Here is an 18,599-nt window from a genome sequence, read left to right on the forward strand (position 1 = left end):
CTTCTCACCCTCCATAGAAATCCGAAAGCCGCACCAAGCCCTTTCTGTCGAGAAGTATTATTTTTTTCCCTTGCAGGTCTATTAATCCATCTTTTTTGAATTCAGACAGAAGGCGAATCACTGTCTCGGTTGCAGTACCTACCAGCCCGGCTATTTCTTCCCGGGTGAGTGTAATGTCAAGTTTTTGGTTGGTATGCCCATCTACTCCGTAGGAATCCCCTAATTTCAGCAAGGTAAGTGCAAGCCTTTCCCTGATGGATTTCTGTGTAGCATCTGTGAGTTTACTTTCCATTACACCAAGGTCCTTGCATAGAGCTTGGGTCAGTCTTTTATGAAAATTATTGTCTTCCGTCAGTATTTTTAAAAATATCTCCCTCGGCACAAAACATATTTTGGCATCCTCCACAATGGTGGCGGTAGTGCTGTAAGTTTCTTCTCCTATCAAGGACGTATATCCTACGAAATCTCCCTTGGTGGCCAAACGGATGATCTGTTCCTTGCCGTTTGATGCGGTTTTGAAAACTTTGACTACCCCACTGCTCACACAAAAAACCCCCAAAGGCTTCGTGTTTTCATAGTAGAGTATCTGTCCTTTTTTATGCGAGATGAAATTTTTGTTGTCCGAAATGTTGCAAAGATGCTCATTTGACAAGTTGGAGAACATCGAAAATTTCCTGCTCAAACACAACTCACAAGGTGTACTTTTAACCCGGTCAATCATACTTTTTGTAATTTTTGTCAAATTTATGCCCTTAAATTATAAAAAAACATGACCAATGTCATTATATCTATCATAATTACGAGAGGCATGCCTGATTAACCCAAAATGTAGTCAGGAAAGTTTCGTGTTTGAACATACCTACCCTCTTTTTCCTCACGCCGCATACAAATGTGTTGGACGCCGTTGGTTACCCCCAAATAACGCGCTCCTATTTTAGCATTATAGAGGCATACCTGTTCAACAGTTTTCTGGGTGAGCCTGATTGCAGGAGCTTTGCACTCAATGAGGAGAAAGGGACGGGTATGCCTATCCATAACCAATACATCAAACCTTTTCAAAAGTTCGTTGTACCGCAAGCCTCTTTCCTGTACAATCAGACTTTTGGGATAATCAAGGTATTCTATAAGATACCTTGTGATATGCTGTCTCACCCATTCTTCAGGGGTCAATGATAAAAACTTCTTTCTCAAGACGTCAAAAATAAACAGCTTACCTCCCTCTTTATGAATCTTGAAATCAAAGGAAGGCAGGTTTAATTCCAATTCCAAATACGCCAAGCTGTCTGCACCCATCCCTCAAATATCCCGGATTTATTCAGAATAAAAAAATAATCAGAGAGGCTAAAAATCAAGATATGGAGAAAGCCGGTCCACCCAGGGCTGGTTGAAGATTTTGATCTTTAACAGATCTTCCGGGTCCTGATAAGGTCCATGCTGGTCTCTGTAAGCGATGATGACTCTGGCTTCCCCGGTTTTGATATAGGGATGGGCCACCAATGATCGGAAATCCGTGTTATTGATTTGGATTTTCCTCAGCGCGGGCTTATCAAATGGAAATTGAGCATAAATTTTTTCTGCAAGCTCAGAATTGATGCCATATACCTCCAAAAGTTGCTCCTCTGTATAAAACCCTCCCACTTTTTCCCTGAAATCCACAATCCGGGCGGAAAGTACAGGACCAATGCCGGGTACCATCTGCAACAGGGTTGAGTCCACTTCATGAAAATAAACCGTGTTCAGTTCAGGGGCTTCCCTTTTCCTCAATCCGCTGCTCTTTATTTTGACTGAATCCTGCCCCGATGATAAGACAGGGGGCTCATTAAAATGTCCGCTTACCTGATGCGTTGAATATGCTTTTGTCTCCGGTTCCAACAATGCGGCGGCTTCTGCCACATACATTTCATAATCCTGTTCGGATCGGGACAGTAGCCACCAATCCACAAGAAAAGGAAAAACATAAAGGAACCCCAAGGCGGGCAGAACCATTAAAAATCCCCTTGTCTCTCTTTGAGTAAAACCGAGATATACTTTGAAAAAATAAAAAACCTTATATTTCATAGATTTTTCCTATCAGATGCATAAATTAATAATATTGGAATTATTTTGCAAAAATTCGCATTATTGTAGCTGGTTAAGTGGGAAAACAGGGGAATCACCCCTCTAAATGGCTGATTATTATTTAGAAACATTTTAAATTGTATTCAGACCATTTATTTCGTCCTTATTCTATAATAAATTTGCAGTCGGAAATATAGATTGTCATGCAGCATAAATTCAAAGCATTAAGTTTATCCTATAAAAATGCACCTGTTGAAATCCGGGAGTTGGTTTCCCTGGATGAAGCGGCGATCCGTTCTTTATTGGGTAAGCTTAAGGAATTTTTCAGTGTGACAGATACGCTCATATTATCCACCTGTAACAGGACGGAGATCTATTATTCCCATGAGCTGGATCTCTCCACCGAAATTATCAAATTGGTAGGTTTGGAAAAGGGGTTGGAAGATGCGGTTTCATATATTGAGTATTTCCGGATTTTTCATGATGACAAGGAAGCCATCAACCATTTGTTCAGGGTAGCGATGGGACTGGAAGCCCAGGTCATCGGTGACATGCAGATTTCCAACCAGGTAAAAAGGGCCTATCAAGCCAGTGCTGATATGGAAATGGCGGGCCCGTTTTTACACCGGCTGATGCACACCATATTTTTCACCAACAAGAAAGTAGTACAGGAAACCGCATTCCGGGACGGTGCGGCCTCTGTTTCTTATGCCGCGGTGGAATTGATAGAAGAACTCACTTCCAACACACACCACCCCAGGGTATTGCTGGTAGGCCTTGGCGAAATCGGCGAGGACGTTGCCAAGAATCTTGTGTATCTGCCTGATGCGGAAGTATCTGTTTCCAACAGGACCTTCTCAAAAGCCCAGGAAATGGCCGTTGAGTATGGTTTCAAAGCCATCCCCTTTGAAGACTGCTTTGAAACGATGAAAGAAGCCGATGTCATCATCTCATCGGTAATGAAGTCGGAGCCGTTTATCACCAAAAAACTGGTAAGTACTTTTGATATCAAAAGCTACAAGCTTTTTGTAGACCTGTCGGTGCCCAGAAGTATAGATACTTTGGTGGAAGACATCCCCGGGGTATTGCTTTACAATGTGGACAACATCAAAAGCAAAGCCAGTGAAACGCTGAGCAAACGAACGGCGGCGATACCTCAAGTTGAAGCCATCATTTCGGAAAGTATCCGGGAATTTTATGACTGGAAAAAGGAGATGATGGTATCCCCCACCATCAACAAACTCAAAAATGTCCTGGAACAAATCCGTAAAGGGGAGTTGGAAAGGTATTTGAAAAATGCCGATGCCGAACAGTACGAGATCATTGACCGAATCACGAAAAGCATGATGCAAAAGATCATCAAAGTCCCCGTGGTTCAGCTTCGTGCAGCATGTAAAAGGGATCAGGCAGAAGAAATGATTGAAATCATCACCGACATATTTGACCTGGAAAAAGAAGGCACCCCGAAGAATTCATGATGCCGGTTTTCTACCAGTATCACGATTTCGACCATTTATAAAATATTTCCACCGAAATGATTTTTCCTTCACAAACAATTGCCTTTGTTTTTGAAAATAAAGCATAATCTTTTTAATTTTCTGAAAAACTAAAAGATATATGTCTCTGAACTTTACCCTAAAAAACCTGACATTCCTATTCATTTTGGGTATGGTTTCACCAAGCGTTCATGCACAGACCTGGGAAATATTTGACCGGGATTATCGGCTCATCAGAAAAATAGAAAACGGGAATCTGAATATACTTGGAAGTGCCTTAAGGGTCAACGCTGTGGGTGACGACCTGAATTTACTCAGTCAGGAGTATGAATCCTTTGCCACGATAGATAATTCTTCGATATACCAGTATCTCGAGCCATGGGTCATCGTGAAAAACGGCGGCAAATTGGGGGCTTTCCATGAGTATGGGGATGAAGTACTAAAACCGGAGTACGATAGAATAGAGAACTATTACAACTTGTTGCTAAGTCAAAAAGACAATCAGTTTTTTGTCTATGACAGAGGGACAAAAAAAACGGTCAGGCTGGGGGCTTTTGAATCTGCCCGGTTTGCGAAAAACGGTCAGGTAATAGCCAAAACCCCTCAGGGGTATTTTCTGCCGCTTTCCGAAGAGCCAAACCGGCTTTATGAACATCTGGAAGATCCAAGTGTTGAGTTTATCATTGCCAGGGAACCCTCTGGCTTTGGCTTGATAAACCGTGACGGGGAATACATACTTGACCCCATTATAGAGGAAATCCAACACCTGGAAGGCAACCATTTTTTTGCCCATAACGGCAATGAATACATGCTCATAAAGGCCCAGACCAATAAGGCAGATATAAGGTATACAAGCTATCACCGCATTGCGATAGAAAATGATGTGATGCTGGAATACATCCATGGGAAACTGCGCAGAATCATGAAAAATGATGGCATCCTATTGGATATCACAGGAATGACAAGTGTAAAAAGAACCGGGAGAAATCACTATAATGTCCATTTCAGAGACGGGAAAACCGGGCTTTTGAACCAGAACGGAAGATGGGAAGTGCCCCCTACCCTCACTGCTTCAAACCTGTCCCCTGGCAGCGAAGGTCTTTTCGGGGCCCGCATAGGGGAACAGTACGGATTCATCAATGCAGCCGGCGAAGTTAAAATCCCATCCCGTTTTGATGAAGTCAGGAGATTTTCTGAGGGACTTGCCGGCGTGAAAATGGGAATAACCTGGGGATATGTCGACAAGGACGACCGGATCGTGATCCCTTATTACTTCGATGAAGTCGGTGAATTTTTCAGAGGATTTTCGGTGGTAAAGAAAAACGGAAAATACAACCTCATCAATAAAGAAGGGAAAGAAGTGCTGGAGAACTATTATGATAAAATCTGCCTTACTGATGAAAATTATTACCTCACAGAAGAGATGGGGCTTTATGGACTGGTAAACCCCATGGGTGAGGAGATCTCCACGCCTAAATTTGATGAAATCAGAAGAGAAAATTATGACCGGATTCTCATACGGATAGGCGACCGCTATGGTATCATGAAGGAAAACGGCGACTATTCTCTTCCTCTGTTTTATTCCCAAATCCTTTTTGACAGTGAAACCGAGAAAATCCTGGCTAAAAGTGATGAAATAATAATTGAAGAACCGGAGGAAGAGGACAACCGGAAGAAAAGAAACAAGAAAGGGGCATAAAGCCCCTTTGATTTTTTAACCCTATAACCCTGAGTTCAACTCAAACCTCGAAGATTTTAAACAGTAGGGGGGTAAATTTACGGGATTTTTGATCTGGGTTCCTGTGGGGGGACCAAGCTAAAACCATGGCAAAATCCCAGTCAGGATTGGAAACCATATGCAGTAAGGTCAATCGAACTCAAGTACATAAAATATTGCTATTTGGATTTATCCCCCCCTTTTGGACGGTCAGAGCCCTTATCCGTATCCGCATTAGCGATAGAGTCTCTCATACCCGTATCGGATTTCACATTCTCCATTCTGTAGTAGTCCATAATACCAAGATTACCGGAACGAAAAGCTTCTGAAATGGCTTTGGGAATTTCCGCTTCCGCTTCCGTCACCTTGGCTTTCATTTCCACATTTTTGGCCTTCATCTCCTGTTCCAATGCCACGGCCATGGCCCTTCTCTCTTCGGCCCTTGCTTCAGCTACTTTCAGATCCGCCGTGGCCTGGTCTATCTGAAGTTTTGCCCCGATATTGGAACCAACATCTATGTCCGCGATATCAATGGAAAGAATCTCAAAAGCCGTACCTGCATCTAAACCCCGCTCCAACACCAATTTGGAGATTTTGTCAGGGTTTTCCAGAACACTTTTGTGGTTATGGGCAGATCCTATGGAGGTAACAATCCCCTCGCCTACCCTGGCCAGAATGGTCTCCTCACCGGCGCCGCCTACCAGCTGGGCGATGTTAGCCCGGACGGTTACGCGTGCTTTGGCTATCAATTGTATCCCGTCAGCAGCAACCGCAGCAACGTTGGGCGTATTGATCACTTTCGGATTTACCGAAATCTGGACAGCTTCAAACACGTCCCGGCCAGCGAGGTCTATTGCCGTAGCTTGTTTGAATGAAAGGGTTATATTTGCCTTATCGGCCGAAATAAGTGCCCTGATTACGTTGGGCACATTGCCCCCGGCAAGATAGTGGGTTTCCAGATCATTGGTAGAAAGGTTAAGGCCCGCTTTGGTAGCGGTGATAAGCGAATTGACCACCACACTGGGCGGTACTTTTCGGATACGCATACCCACCAATTCCAGTAAACCCACTTTTACATTGGAAAAGATAGCTGTGATCCAAAGGTTCACCGGAACAAAATAAAGAAATATGAAAAGCAGGATAAGGCCTGCAAAAGCCGAAATAAGAATAAAGGCAGAATTAGATAAGTCCATAATTTATTGTTTTATAATAATCTTATTGTTTTCTATTTTTACAATATATACTTCCGATCCGGCAGGAATAAATCCCCCTTCGGATTTTGCTTCATATATCTTATCTCCGATCTCCACCTTTCCAAATGGCTTACAGTCAGACAATGTCTTTCCCTTCTGCCCTTTTTCTAAGCCGAGCAGCCTGTCATCATATGTTCTGCTGCTGATGGTGTCTTTAAGGGCAAATCTCTCCCAGGCACCGGACCTGAACCCATACAGAATAAAAGAAAGGTTTACCACCACGGCCGCCCCCAGAATGATAAAAGCCGTATCCCTGTCAAAGGAAATAAAGGCATAATAAATCCCCAATGCGGTAAACGCTACTCCGATCAGGCCCACAATAGTGGTGCCCGGCACAAAGAGTACTTCTACTAAAATCAGCATGGCCCCAAACAATACCAAACTGAGCAGTATAAACCACGTCATACGTTATTTCTTTACCCCAAAAGTGATGTTCTATTTATTCAGGCATCTTAACCTTCATGTAAATTAGGGAGTTTTTGTCAAAATAAGAAATATCGTCCTGACGCATGCGTTTTACTCAGTCAGATAAGCAAGCTGAAGACTTAAGTTTTAATGTGGAATTGCCTTATTAAAATGGTCCGGAACACGTTTAAGAACCGGACCATTCATACTTAATAGATAGATTGAAATCATTAATATGCTTTGGCAAACAGCACGCGACCAGCCGACGGCTTTCCGCTTAAAATACAATTCCCCTGATCTCCGTCCCGGTCCAACGGAATACACCTGATCGTAGCCTTGGTCTTTTCCTTGATCCGTTCTTCGGTTTCTGCAGTCCCATCCCAATGGGCGGAAACAAACCCTCCCTTGTTATCCAAAACCTCAACGAATTCTTCCCAAGTATCTGCCATGGTGGTCTTTTCGTCCATGAACCGCTTGGCTTTTTGAAATATATTGTTCTGGATATCTGCAAGCAGTGTTTGGATTTTATCCGTAAGGTCAATCTGATCCAATTGTATGGATTCTTTGGTCAGGGTATCCCTTCTGGCCACCTCCAAGGTGTTGTTTTGGAGATCCCGTGGACCTATGGCTATCCGGACAGGCACCCCTTTCAATTCATATTCCGCAAATTTCCATCCGGGTTTAAAGGTGTCCCTTCCATCAAATTTCACGGAAATCCCTACTGCATCCAGTTTCTCCATGATTTCGGCAGCCTTTTCAGAAATGGCCTGGAGTTCTTCCCCGCTTTTGAATATGGGGACAATGACGACCTGTATGGGGGCCAATTTTGGGGGCAGAACGAGGCCGTTGTCATCCGAGTGGGCCATAATAAGCGCTCCCATCAAACGTGTGCTTACCCCCCAGGAGGTCCCCCATACATATTCCAGCCCCCCATCTCTTGTGGCAAAACGCACATCAAAGGCTTTGGCAAAGTTTTGCCCCAGAAAATGGGAAGTGCCCGCCTGCAGGGCCTTGCCGTCCTGCATCATGGCTTCTATGCAATAAGTAGCCTCAGCACCGGCGAATTTCTCGCTTTCGGATTTGATGCCTTTGATTACCGGCAATGCCATGAAGTTCCGGGCAAATTCCGCGTACACATTCATCATCCGCAGGGTTTCTTCCTGAGCTTCCTCTTTGGTTTCGTGGGCGGTATGGCCCTCCTGCCATAAAAACTCGGCAGTTCGGAGAAAAAGCCGGGTCCTCATCTCCCACCGGACCACGTTGGCCCATTGGTTAACCAAAAGGGGCAGGTCCCTGTAGGATTGTATCCAGTTTTTATACGTACTCCAAATCACGGTCTCCGATGTGGGTCTCACGATAAGTTCCTCCTCCAACGCCGCCTCCGGATCCACAACAACCCCATTACCGGAAGGATCTCCTTTCAGGCGGTAATGGGTCACTACCGCGCATTCCTTGGCAAACCCTTCCACGTGACTGGCTTCCTTGGAAAGAAAGGATTTGGGTATAAAAAGAGGGAAATAGGCATTGGTATGGCCTGTTTTTTTAAACATTCTGTCCAATTCAGCCTGCATTTTCTCCCAAATGCTGTAGCCATAAGGCTTGATCACCATACAGCCCCTAACAGCTGAGTTCTCCGCTAAATCAGCTCTTTTTACCAATTCATTGTACCATAGTGAATAGTCCTCACTTCGTTTTGGCAGTCCTTTACTCATTATTAATTTTTTGTTGTATTAAAAAAACTCTTTATATTTCGGTGTTAGACTGGAGGCAAATATAATTTAAAAAATAATAACCCTCTTGCTATGATCCCGTATATAGTAATTGAGAAATGTTAAATGAGACCCCCTATGAATAATTTCAATCCAATTCGGTACGTAAGCGCGATAGCACTCATAGGCCTGGCTGCTTGTAGCACAAATTACAAGGCGATGCAGGGCGAATCTGATAACTTGTACTTCATGGCATCAGATGCGAGGATAGCTACTGAATTTGCCGTAAAGAACAATAACCCAGATAATTTTAGGGAAATTGAGGAAATCCGCAGCATAGATGTGGATCAGGACAATTTTTCTGCCAGAAATGTAAACCCAGAGTATATCGCAAAATACCAGAGGTCTACTGAGCCGGTTGAAGAAGGGTCCGTATATTTTGACGATGCCGATTCTCAAGCGATGGCACCCCAAGAAGGGGACATCGACGCCTATGATAATTTCCGGGGAAGAAACGGAAACTTCTCCAACCCCATGGTTTTCAACAATTTTATGTTCAGCCCGATGATGGGTATGGGAGGCATGTGGGGTCCCATGGGATTCTATGATCCCTTCTGGGGTCCAGGTATGGGCATGTGGGGTCCGGGTTTCATGAGGCCTGGTTTCGGCATGCGAATGGGTTTTGGAATGGGATTCGGATGGGGAAGCCCTTTTATGAGACCGGGATTCGGTTTCTATGACCCCTTCTGGGATCCTTGGATGATGGGATTTGGCCCACGTTGGGGCATGGGAATGGGAATGTGGGGCGGAGGCATGTGGGGCAGAGGCTTCTACAACCCCGTGATCATAGTTCCTGGAGGAGAAATAGGCAGAAGGCAGCTTGTAAGCAGTGCCAGACCGAGCAGGAGTTCATCTTTGGCTACTGCCACACCAAGAAGCAGATCTGAGGCCACCCAGCCTGGTTCATCCAGAGCCGCCGCCAGAAGGGATGCCGTGGCTTCAAGTCCTAATGCCAGAAACAGGGCAGCCTCTACGCGAAATGATTTCAGCAGGTCTCAAAACGATTATTATAATACTGCTTCCGCAGCACCCGCTGGAAGAAACATCAATTCTCCGGCAATGAACCGGGCCGGAAACACAGCTACTAGGAGCGCTTACACCACTCCAAGTAGAACCGCGACCACACCCAGGACCCAGGCTCCGGCAAACATCAATACCAGAAGGTCCAATGTGGGATCCACAAGGTCCGGATACAGTGCGCCCAGCAGAAATACTTCTCCGTCTTACAACAGGACCAGGAGTACGGCACCAAGCTATAACCAGCGATCAACTGCACCTAGCAGAAGCACATACTCTCCTCCTTCAAGATCATCTTCCCCGTCGTTTAGTGCTCCCAGTAGAGGGGGATACAGCGGAGGAGGTGCCTCCCGGGGCGGAGGTAGTGTAGGAGGAGGAAGAAGAGGGAATTAATTCCCTCTTTTTTTTACCTCTTTCGGATTATTCATTTCAGTTTTCGAATACAGCATTAACTTTTTCGGGCATAATTATTGTCCTGATCAGATATCACTATGCAAATTCCATATATATGAAAACAACAAAGATTATTCTTCCTGTAGTCATTTTTTTGTTTTTCCAGGAAGCTGCTTTGATGGCTCAAAGCGGATACGTAGAAGATGCGTTAAGATTCAGCAGGTTTCAATCTACCGGGACTTCCAGGATTACCGCTCTTGGTGGTACACAGAATTCGTTGGGAGGGGATCTTAGTAACGTGCATGGAAACCCCGCAGGATTGGGATTCTTTCAGCGGTCCGAATTCAGTTTTACAGCAGCCTACGGTGATTGGAATGCTGATACCGGGTTCCTAAACCAAGCCAGGGGTTATAACGCGACCAATTTTTCCTTACCCAACCTGGGAGCAGTAATCAGCAGGGCAAAAGACCCCATGGAAGTCGGTGACTGGAGAGGCGGCTCATTTGGTATCAGTTTGGACCGGCATGCCAGCTTCAACAGTAACCTGGGTTACTTCTCCAACCAGCTGGACCAAGGTTCAATATTGGATTATTACTTGGACGTGTATAATGCAGAAGGGGTACCGGGAGGCACTGACGGCCTGTTTTATGAAGCTTTTCTTATCAATCCCGCCAACGGCGGTTATGATTACTCCCCCAATGCCACAGACCGCTTAGAAAAGTCCGAATTGATAGAAAATGAGGGGAATATGACCCAGATAAGTTTTGCCTATGGCGGGAACTTTAAAAATAAACTGTTCATAGGGGCTTCATTGGGAGTAACTACCGTCACTTATCGGTCCACCCAAACTTACAATGAGGAATTTCTGGACAACAATAACAACCAGACCCTGTTCAGCTCATTACAGGAAAATCTTTTTCTTGATGGGTCAGGCGTAAACCTGGGTCTGGGGGTGATCTACAAACCAGTGGATCAGCTGAATGTCGGGCTGAATTTCAAATCACCCACTTGGATGCGGATCAATGAAGAATATAATGCGGATATTTTCGCTGATTTTTCTCCCCCCTATCAGGATCCTGAATTTGGGTCCATTGCAGAGTCGGATGCTGAAACCGACATATTCATCAGCAGTTATAATTTAAGAACCCCCATGAGAGCGGGAGTAGGCCTTACCTATTTCTTCGGTAAAAACGGTTTCCTTTCTGCTGACATGGATTATCTTGATTATAGCACCGCCAATTTAAGATCCAATGTTTTCAATACAGGAGAAGATAACAGGGATATCCGGCAGCTGTATGGTCAGACTGTAAATTATCGGGTCGGGGGTGAATACCGGCTCGAAATGTTCAGGATCAGGGCGGGTTATGCTTTCTACGGTGATCCCTTCCAGGACAACACGGATACAGACAGAAGCATGAATCAGCTCAGCGGTGGTGTTGGGGTCAGATTACCCCATTTCAGCATAGACTTTGGACTGGTTAGCAGCCGCTTTAATACCTATTATTCTTCCTACCCCGGCTCACCGATAGCTACTACAGAAAACAGCCGAATTACCGGTATGCTGACATTAGGATTTAATTTTTAAAATACGCATCCATTCAGAAATCAAGAGCTCAGTGGAGATGTCCTCTCCTCTGAGCTTTATAATGGCTTTCTCGTAATACTTCTGTCGCTCAAAGTACATGTTTTTAAGCTTAAGAATGATTTCACCGGTTTCAAGACCCGCAAATAGGGGTCGTATTTCTATCTGGTTACTGGTCAACCTGTTCAGTATTTGATTGAGTGGCACGTCCAGATATACAGAAAGCCCATGTTCATTGATCAATGCCATATTTTCATTAAAGCAGGGGGCTCCCCCACCTGTAGCGAGTATAAAAGACTCATCGCGCAACAAAACCCCTTTCAATACGGCAGATTCCAGCTTTCGAAAATACCCTTCTCCTTTTGCTGAAAAAATATCGGATATTCCGGACTTCTCGCGCTGCTCGATCAGGGTGTCCAGATCGTAAAAAGAAAAACCGAGCTGTTTTGCCAGTTCCACCCCCAATGTGGACTTGCCGCTTCCCGGCATCCCCACCAGTACGATTTTATTAGGATTCATGACTGTTATTCAAATATCTTTTTGGCCCGGTCGGGTTCCGGCGTGTTTAAATGATGGAACTTCGCCTTGACCGTTCCATCTTGTAAAAAAACCAAACCGGGATTTGAACGGATAATGGTTTTGACCACTGTGGCATCGGCTAGGTAATAACTGATATCCCAACCGTTTTCCAGCAACACCCGCTTTAATTCGTCATCTGATGACGCTCCCACCAGCTTTACCTCCACATCGGTTCCCCGAAAAGCCCGCTCCAAATTCCCGATTTTGTCAAGGCTCTTATGGGACATTTTTTCGACATTGCTGATCAAGATCAGAATCTTTTTGCCCGAAAGTACCTCATCGGTGAAATCGCCCTCCTCATTCCAAACCGAAAAATCCGAGATTTTAGGCAGGGATTCAGGGTTATTCAGCCTCATTTCCACAAATTCATAACTGTCATCAGCCGGGTATTGGTCAAAAACAAATACCTCATCATCTTTCTCCATCAAATAACTGTACTGGAGCGGGGCCGAAGGCTGCATGGCTTCCTGGATATTGACCCCCTTTTTATAAGCCCTGAAATCAATAAACGGAAGATTACGGATTGCCGCTACTGATAAAACAATGGCCAGAGAAAATGCCAATAACGATCCCCACATGGCCCACCTCGAACTATTTTCCCTGATTTGATGTCTGAAATAAAAGAGAATAAGAATCAATACCAGCAGAACAATGTCCTTGTAAAAGGACTCCCATGGGGTCAGCTTGATGGCATCCCCAAAACAACCGCAATCCGTCACTTTGTCAAAATAGGCCGAATAGAATGTGAGAAAGGTAAAAAAGACGATCATGGCCAGCAACAAATAGATAACCGTCCTGATTTTCCATCCCAGGATCACCATAACTCCCAAAGCGACTTCCACCACTACCAGAAACACCGCAAGCGGAAGGGATATGGCTTTGAAGTACTCGAAAAAAAAGGCTATATCTGATGAAAAGACATCAAAATATTCTTCCAGTTTGATCGCTGTGCCTACGGGATCATTGACCTTGATCAATCCCGAAAAGATAAACAATCCCCCCACCACAAAGCGGATGATATTCAAAATGACCGTTCTAAGCATCTTCCTTCAATTTGATCATACAAAAAACAGCATAATTCAGAATATCCTGATAGTTGGCGGCTACCCCTTCGGAAACCAAAGTCTTTCCCTGGTTATCTTCTATTTGTTTTACCCGGTAAAGTTTCATCAGGATGATGTCTGTTATGGAAGCTATGCGCATGGATCGCCAAGCTTCCCCATAATCATGGTTCTTGTTTTCCAACAGGCCCTTTGTGGCATCCGCCCATTTGTCGTACAAAGGTTCCAGCTCCGGAAAGCCTATCTCAAGCCGGTCATCATCGGCTAAATCGATTTGCATCAGGGCTATCAGACAATAATTAATGATCCCGATGAATTCCTCTTTAACCGGATCCATTATTTTTTGCTCCCCTTTTTCCTGGATAGACCTGATACGTTGTGCCTTGATGAATATCTGATCTGTCAATGAAGGCAACCTGAGTATTCTCCATGCCGTTCCATAATCCTGCGTTTTCTTCTTAAAAAGTTCTTTACAAAGGCCGATAACTTCACTATATTCGCTTGCGGTTTGCGTTTCCAAAGCAACACTATTTTATGATAAAAGATATACAATCAATTTATAAAACCGAAGATAATTTATTTCCCCCAAAAAAAACACTCCAAATCAAAGGAAAGCTTTTTTGTCTGGATAAACCTTGGATAATGGGTATTTTGAACGTCACTCCTGATTCATTCTTTTCCGGCAACCGGTTTTATATGGACCGGGCGGCCTTAGAGGACAAGGCGGCAGAAATGCTTGAAGAAGGCACAAACATACTTGATATTGGCGGATACAGCTCCAGGCCTGGAGCAGCGGAAGTCTCAGAGAAATCCGAACTTGACAGGGTGATTCCCGTAATTAGCAGTATAAAGAAAAGCTTTCCTAATGCATTGATATCCGTTGACACATTCCGGCATAAAGTGGCCAAGGAAGCCGTGCAGGCCGGTGCTGATATCGTGAATGACATCTCCGGAGGGGGCTTGGACGAAAGAATGTTCGAAACGGTGGGGGAGTTGGCGGTGCCTTATATCTGTATGCATATGAGAGGCACTCCTTCAACGATGCAAAAGCTGACGGATTACGGGGATTTGGAAAAGGATATGCTCGAATATTTTTCCCTTAAATTGGAAAGATGCCACCAAGCTGGCATAAAAGATGTTATATTAGATATAGGTTTAGGTTTTTCAAAGACATTAGAACAAAATTACCGGCTGATAAAAAACCTTACTTATTTCAAAACCCTGCAATCTCCGATACTTGTAGGGGCATCGAGAAAATCGATGATCTATAAACTGCTGGAATCTACTCCGGAAGAATCCTTGAATGCCACCACTGCACTGCATATGGCGGCATTGATCAACGGTGCGGATATTCTTAGGGTACACGATGTAAAGGAAGCAAATGAGGCATTAACCATCTATAAACAATTATACAATTGAGATTATTATTTAGAATAGGTTTTTTGGACATTTCCCTGGTCAATGTGATCGACATTGCACTGGTAAGCATCCTGATTTATCAGGTGTATAAATTGATGCGGGGAAGCGTGGCCATAAAAATATTCTTGGGCTTTCTTTCCATCTACCTTATTTATCTGGTAGTAAGCGCGGCGAGAATGGAACTGCTCACCATCATCCTGGGACAGTTTATGGGTGTGGGCGTTTTGGCCGCCATTATATTATTCCAGCAAGAAATAAGGAAATTCCTCCTCATTGTGGGTAAATCTTCCATATTTTCCAATGAAAACCTTTGGCAGGAACTGCTTTTTTGGCGGAAAAGGGAAAGTATTGCCTTTAATGTCACGCCTATCATTGAAGCCTCCAAAACACTTTCCGGAAGCAGCACGGGAGCACTTATTGTCATCTCCAGAAATTCAGAACTTAAATTTTACGCGGAAAGCGGCGATATCATAGATGCTGTCGTCTCCAAAAGACTGCTGGTTTCCATCTTCAACAAATACAGCCCCCTTCACGACGGCAGTGTGATCATCTACAATGGCCGGGTAAAGGCCGCCAGATGCATACTCCCGGTCACGGAACGTGAAGTACCTGCGCAGTTCGGGTTAAGGCACAGGGCTGCCATAGGCATGTCAGAGGCCACCGATACCCTTGTGTTGATTATTTCGGAGGAAACCGGTCAGGTGTCTTTGGCAAAAAACGGCAAAATACTTCACAACCTTTCCTTCCAGGAAGTCAGGGAATTGATAAACAAATACCTGATGGGTGAAGAAATTGAGGATAAATTTGATATCATAGGGCAGGTAGGCAAAATCCAGGCCCAGACCAAAACCACCGAGGTTTAAGTGGATTTACTCAACCTCCCCTTCGCCGGCTTATATCACGCCCAATTCTTTTCCCACCTCTTTAAAAGCTTCTATCGCTGTGTCCAGATGCTGTTTTTCATGTGCGGCAGAAAGTTGGACCCTGATCCTGGCCTGCCCTTTGGGCACCACCGGGTAGTAGAATCCAATCACATAAATCCCCTTTTCCAACAATTTTTCAGCCATCTGCTGGGAAAGTGCCGCATCGTATAGCATAATAGGGACAATGGGATGGGTTCCATCTTTGATATCAAATCCCGCGTCCTTAATTTTCCTCCTAAAATACTGGGTATTTTCTTCAAGCTTGTCCCTCAATTCCGTCGTACCGGACAGCAGGTCAAATACCGCAATGGATGCACCTACTATAGCTGGTGCCAAGGTATTGGAGAACAAATAGGGCCTGGATCGTTGTCTGAGCATTTCGATAATTTCTTTTCTTCCCGAAGTGAATCCACCTGATGCGCCCCCCAATGCTTTGCCCAAGGTACCGGTAATGATATCTATCCTTCCCATCACATTCTTCAGTTCATGCACACCCCTGCCCGTTTTGCCCAAAAACCCGGTAGCATGGCACTCATCCGACATCACCAAAGCCCTATATTTTTCAGCCAGATCAGCTATTTTGTCTAATTGGGCAATGGTGCCGTCCATGGAGAATGCACCATCCGTTACGATGATCTTATTTCCGGCCCCTTTTTGCTCAGCCTCCTGAAGCTGCTTTTCGAGGTCATCCATATCGTTATGCTTATACCGAAAACGCATCGCTTTGCACAACCTCACCCCATCGATGATAGAGGCATGGTTAAGCGCATCCGAAATAATGGCATCCTCCGAACCCAACAAAGGCTCAAAAACGCCTCCATTAGCATCAAATGCCGCCGCGTACAGAATGGTATCTTCCATCCCCAAAAAATCGGAGATTTTCCTTTCAAGTTCTTTATGAATATCCTGGGTCCCGCAGATAAACCGGACTGAAGACATGCCGTATCCATGGGTATCTATGCTCTCCTTCGCGGCCTTTATCACTTTGGGATGGCTGGAAAGGCCTAAATAATTGTTGGCACAGAAATTCAACACTTCGCGTCCGTCTGCGGTGGTGATTTCCGGGCCTTGCGGGGAACTGATAATCCTTTCGGTTTTAAACAGTCCAGCGTCCCTTATGGCTTGTAGCTCTTCTTCCAAAGCAGGTTTAAGTTGTTCATACATGTCAATAAGCAGTCTTGGTCACAAATAGGTTACGAATTTCCAAAATAAAACCACAGTAAGGAATGAAATTACTATTTTTGTATGAAAATTGCAGCAAAATACAATTAAATTCTGAAAGCAATCCCGGATTGCCCCAAATTCAAAATAAACCCATATGGATAAAATTCTGGTTACAGGTGCTGGAGGACAGCTGGGAACAGAACTGACACAGGCTTTGGCAGATAAGCACGGTGCTGAAAATGTGTGGGCAACCGACATTAATCCCGAAATGAGGGAAAAATTTGAATACTGCCACTTTAGGACATTGGATGTACTCGACGGCGAAGCTGTCAGAAAACTGATTGAAAACGAAGCCATCACACAGGTCTATCACCTTGCAGCCGTCTTATCCGCTTCCGGTGAAAACAATCCCCTGTTTGCCTGGCGGCTCAACATGGAAAGCCTGCTGAGCTTGTTGGAACTGGCAAAATCAATCAAGCTGGATAGGATTTTTTGGCCCTCTTCGATCGCGGTATTTGGCCCCAACGCACCCAAGACCCACACCTCCCAATTTGCTGTCAAAGAACCTACCACTGTTTACGGTATCTCAAAGCTCGCCGGAGAGCGATGGTGTGAATATTATCATAAGAAACACCGGGTGGATGTCAGAAGCCTCAGGTATCCCGGACTGGTCGGTTATAAATCACTACCGGGTGGTGGCACCACTGATTATGCTGTGGACATTTATCATAAAGCCATCAACAATCAAAATTTCGGGTGCTTTTTGAAACCGGATACCCGCCTGCCTATGATGTATATGCCGGATGCCATAAAAGCCACCTTACGCCTGATGGATTCTCCTTCGGAGAACATAAAAATACGATCCAGCTATAACCTGGCCGCCATCAGCTTCACGCCTGAGGAAATCTATGAAAGCATCAAAGCCCATCTACCTGATTTCAGCATCGAATACAAACCTGATTACAGACAACAAATTGCCGAAGGATGGCCACAATGCATCGATGATTCCGCTGCTCGCAAAGACTGGGGCTGGCATCATGATTATGACCTGGAAGACATGACGCAGGATATCCTCGCAAATTTGCCCGAGTATATCCCCTATCTACATAAACAACAATAAATTTTAGCCCTCATCACCGGAATAACGACCTGAACATTTATATTTGGGATGGAGCAAAATTTCTCAACAACCCTCCCGCAGTAACCTTATCTCACTCCGACCCATGAAAAAATATACCCTCCTTTCCATTTCCCTCGGGTTTATCATTTTGGCCAGCTGTGATGCACCAACGGAAGAAACCCGGCACGAAGAAGAATTTACCACTCCAGCTATGGAAAAAGAAATCATCTTGGAAGACCGTTATTCAACCTGGCTGACATATGAAGGCACCGTTCCCTGCGCGGATTGTTCTGGCAAACACCTGCAATTAAAGCTTGAAAACAGCCCGGATAAGAAAGAAAGGGCTTATGAACTGACAGAGACTTATCTGGATACCAAAGATGGAGACAGAAAGTATACCACAAAAGGCATTTATCAAGTTCATTATGGCACAGAAGACGAACCCTCTCTTATGGTGATCCGGTTAATCGATGAGGATCAACAGCTATTCATTTCTTTTTCCCAAGAAGCCAATGGCTCTTTGCAATTATTGTCCCAGGAGGAAAAAAAGATGGTCCCCACATCCAATCATACCCTTAAGCCCGTACCCTGACAGAAGGGGACATGGTGCCACTTATCATTTTTTGGCCCTTTTGGAACATTG

At 44.7% G+C, this 18,599-nt stretch carries 18 protein-coding genes; 8 read left to right on the top strand and 10 right to left on the bottom strand.

Annotated features, from left to right (window positions below):
• Positions 1-4: 4 nt before the first annotated feature.
• The 3 genes from ACFPFU_RS18435 to ACFPFU_RS18445 all read right to left on the bottom strand — a co-directional run bounded on the left by ACFPFU_RS18435 (position 5) and on the right by ACFPFU_RS18445 (position 2,058).
• Positions 5-721: a Crp/Fnr family transcriptional regulator gene (locus tag ACFPFU_RS18435; RefSeq protein ID WP_377066794.1), complete on the bottom strand. Its 717-nt coding sequence runs from the start codon at positions 719-721 to the stop codon at positions 5-7.
• Between the two features lie 95 nt (positions 722-816).
• Positions 817-1,293: a type I restriction enzyme HsdR N-terminal domain-containing protein gene (locus tag ACFPFU_RS18440; protein WP_377066796.1), complete on the bottom strand. Its 477-nt coding sequence runs from the start codon at positions 1,291-1,293 to the stop codon at positions 817-819.
• A 48-nt stretch (positions 1,294-1,341) separates the two neighbouring features.
• Positions 1,342-2,058, bottom strand: a complete 717-nt coding sequence (locus ACFPFU_RS18445; protein ID WP_377066798.1) for a ComEA family DNA-binding protein — start codon at positions 2,056-2,058, stop codon at positions 1,342-1,344.
• Positions 2,059-2,261: 203 nt separating this feature from the next.
• Here ACFPFU_RS18445 and hemA point away from each other — a divergent pair, with 203 nt between their 5' ends.
• Both hemA and ACFPFU_RS18455 read left to right on the top strand, forming a co-directional pair.
• The gene (gene hemA / locus ACFPFU_RS18450) at positions 2,262-3,536 is read left to right on the top strand and encodes a glutamyl-tRNA reductase (protein ID WP_377066800.1); all 1,275 of its coding nucleotides are present in this window, start codon (positions 2,262-2,264) and stop codon (positions 3,534-3,536) included.
• Between the two features lie 139 nt (positions 3,537-3,675).
• Complete coding sequence (locus tag ACFPFU_RS18455; RefSeq protein WP_377066802.1) at positions 3,676-5,253, top strand: WG repeat-containing protein; 1,578 nt, start codon at positions 3,676-3,678, stop codon at positions 5,251-5,253.
• A gap of 197 nt (positions 5,254-5,450) precedes the next feature.
• Here ACFPFU_RS18455 and floA read toward each other — a convergent pair whose 3' ends face one another.
• The 3 genes from floA to proS form a co-directional block, all read right to left on the bottom strand.
• Positions 5,451-6,464, bottom strand: coding sequence for a flotillin-like protein FloA (gene floA, locus ACFPFU_RS18460; protein ID WP_377066804.1), 1,014 nt, complete (start codon positions 6,462-6,464; stop codon positions 5,451-5,453).
• A 3-nt stretch (positions 6,465-6,467) separates the two neighbouring features.
• Positions 6,468-6,929, bottom strand: coding sequence for an NfeD family protein (locus ACFPFU_RS18465; RefSeq protein WP_377066806.1), 462 nt, complete (start codon positions 6,927-6,929; stop codon positions 6,468-6,470).
• A gap of 230 nt (positions 6,930-7,159) precedes the next feature.
• The gene (proS, locus tag ACFPFU_RS18470; protein WP_377066808.1) at positions 7,160-8,641 is read right to left on the bottom strand and encodes a proline--tRNA ligase; all 1,482 of its coding nucleotides are present in this window, start codon (positions 8,639-8,641) and stop codon (positions 7,160-7,162) included.
• 135 nt (positions 8,642-8,776) lie between these two features.
• Between proS and ACFPFU_RS18475 the strand changes: the two genes are divergently transcribed.
• Together ACFPFU_RS18475 and ACFPFU_RS18480 are read left to right on the top strand one after the other, a co-directional pair.
• Positions 8,777-10,108, top strand: coding sequence for a hypothetical protein (locus tag ACFPFU_RS18475; RefSeq protein WP_377066810.1), 1,332 nt, complete (start codon positions 8,777-8,779; stop codon positions 10,106-10,108).
• A 115-nt stretch (positions 10,109-10,223) separates the two neighbouring features.
• A complete protein-coding gene (locus tag ACFPFU_RS18480; RefSeq protein ID WP_377066812.1) occupies positions 10,224-11,693 on the top strand; it encodes an OmpP1/FadL family transporter in 1,470 nt (489 codons plus the stop codon).
• On the opposite strand, the gene ACFPFU_RS18485 is transcribed toward ACFPFU_RS18480, so the two are convergent.
• The 3 genes from ACFPFU_RS18485 to ACFPFU_RS18495 are packed head-to-tail and all read right to left on the bottom strand — an operon-like array spanning position 11,676 to position 13,850.
• Positions 11,676-12,209 carry a shikimate kinase gene (locus ACFPFU_RS18485; RefSeq protein ID WP_377066814.1) on the bottom strand — a complete coding sequence of 178 codons (534 nt, stop codon included), beginning with the start codon at positions 12,207-12,209 and terminating at the stop codon, positions 11,676-11,678. The genes ACFPFU_RS18480 and ACFPFU_RS18485 overlap by 18 nt on opposite strands.
• Positions 12,210-12,214: 5 nt before the next feature.
• A complete protein-coding gene (locus ACFPFU_RS18490) occupies positions 12,215-13,312 on the bottom strand; it encodes a BT_3928 family protein (protein ID WP_377066816.1) in 1,098 nt (365 codons plus the stop codon).
• Entirely contained in the window at positions 13,305-13,850 is a 546-nt protein-coding gene (locus tag ACFPFU_RS18495) for a DUF1599 domain-containing protein (RefSeq protein ID WP_377066818.1), read from the bottom strand. Before ACFPFU_RS18495 ends, ACFPFU_RS18490 begins: the two co-directional genes overlap by 8 nt.
• Before the next feature lie 14 nt (positions 13,851-13,864).
• Here ACFPFU_RS18495 and folP point away from each other — a divergent pair, with 14 nt between their 5' ends.
• Both folP and cdaA read left to right on the top strand, forming a co-directional pair.
• Positions 13,865-14,749, top strand: coding sequence for a dihydropteroate synthase (folP, locus tag ACFPFU_RS18500; RefSeq protein WP_377066820.1), 885 nt, complete (start codon positions 13,865-13,867; stop codon positions 14,747-14,749).
• A complete protein-coding gene (gene cdaA, locus ACFPFU_RS18505; protein WP_377066822.1) occupies positions 14,746-15,612 on the top strand; it encodes a diadenylate cyclase CdaA in 867 nt (288 codons plus the stop codon). The genes folP and cdaA overlap by 4 nt, the downstream gene beginning before the upstream one ends.
• Before the next feature lie 30 nt (positions 15,613-15,642).
• Here cdaA and kbl read toward each other — a convergent pair whose 3' ends face one another.
• Positions 15,643-16,836 carry a glycine C-acetyltransferase gene (gene kbl / locus ACFPFU_RS18510; RefSeq protein WP_377066824.1) on the bottom strand — a complete coding sequence of 398 codons (1,194 nt, stop codon included), beginning with the start codon at positions 16,834-16,836 and terminating at the stop codon, positions 15,643-15,645.
• A gap of 154 nt (positions 16,837-16,990) precedes the next feature.
• Here kbl and ACFPFU_RS18515 point away from each other — a divergent pair, with 154 nt between their 5' ends.
• Positions 16,991-17,956, top strand: coding sequence for an NAD-dependent epimerase/dehydratase family protein (locus ACFPFU_RS18515; protein ID WP_377066826.1), 966 nt, complete (start codon positions 16,991-16,993; stop codon positions 17,954-17,956).
• A gap of 103 nt (positions 17,957-18,059) precedes the next feature.
• The gene (locus ACFPFU_RS18520) at positions 18,060-18,548 is read left to right on the top strand and encodes a copper resistance protein NlpE N-terminal domain-containing protein (protein WP_377066828.1); all 489 of its coding nucleotides are present in this window, start codon (positions 18,060-18,062) and stop codon (positions 18,546-18,548) included.
• Positions 18,549-18,599 lie beyond the last annotated feature (51 nt).

This window comes from Negadavirga shengliensis, from assembly GCF_042652345.1.
GTDB classification, from domain to species: domain Bacteria; phylum Bacteroidota; class Bacteroidia; order Cytophagales; family Cyclobacteriaceae; genus Negadavirga; species Negadavirga shengliensis.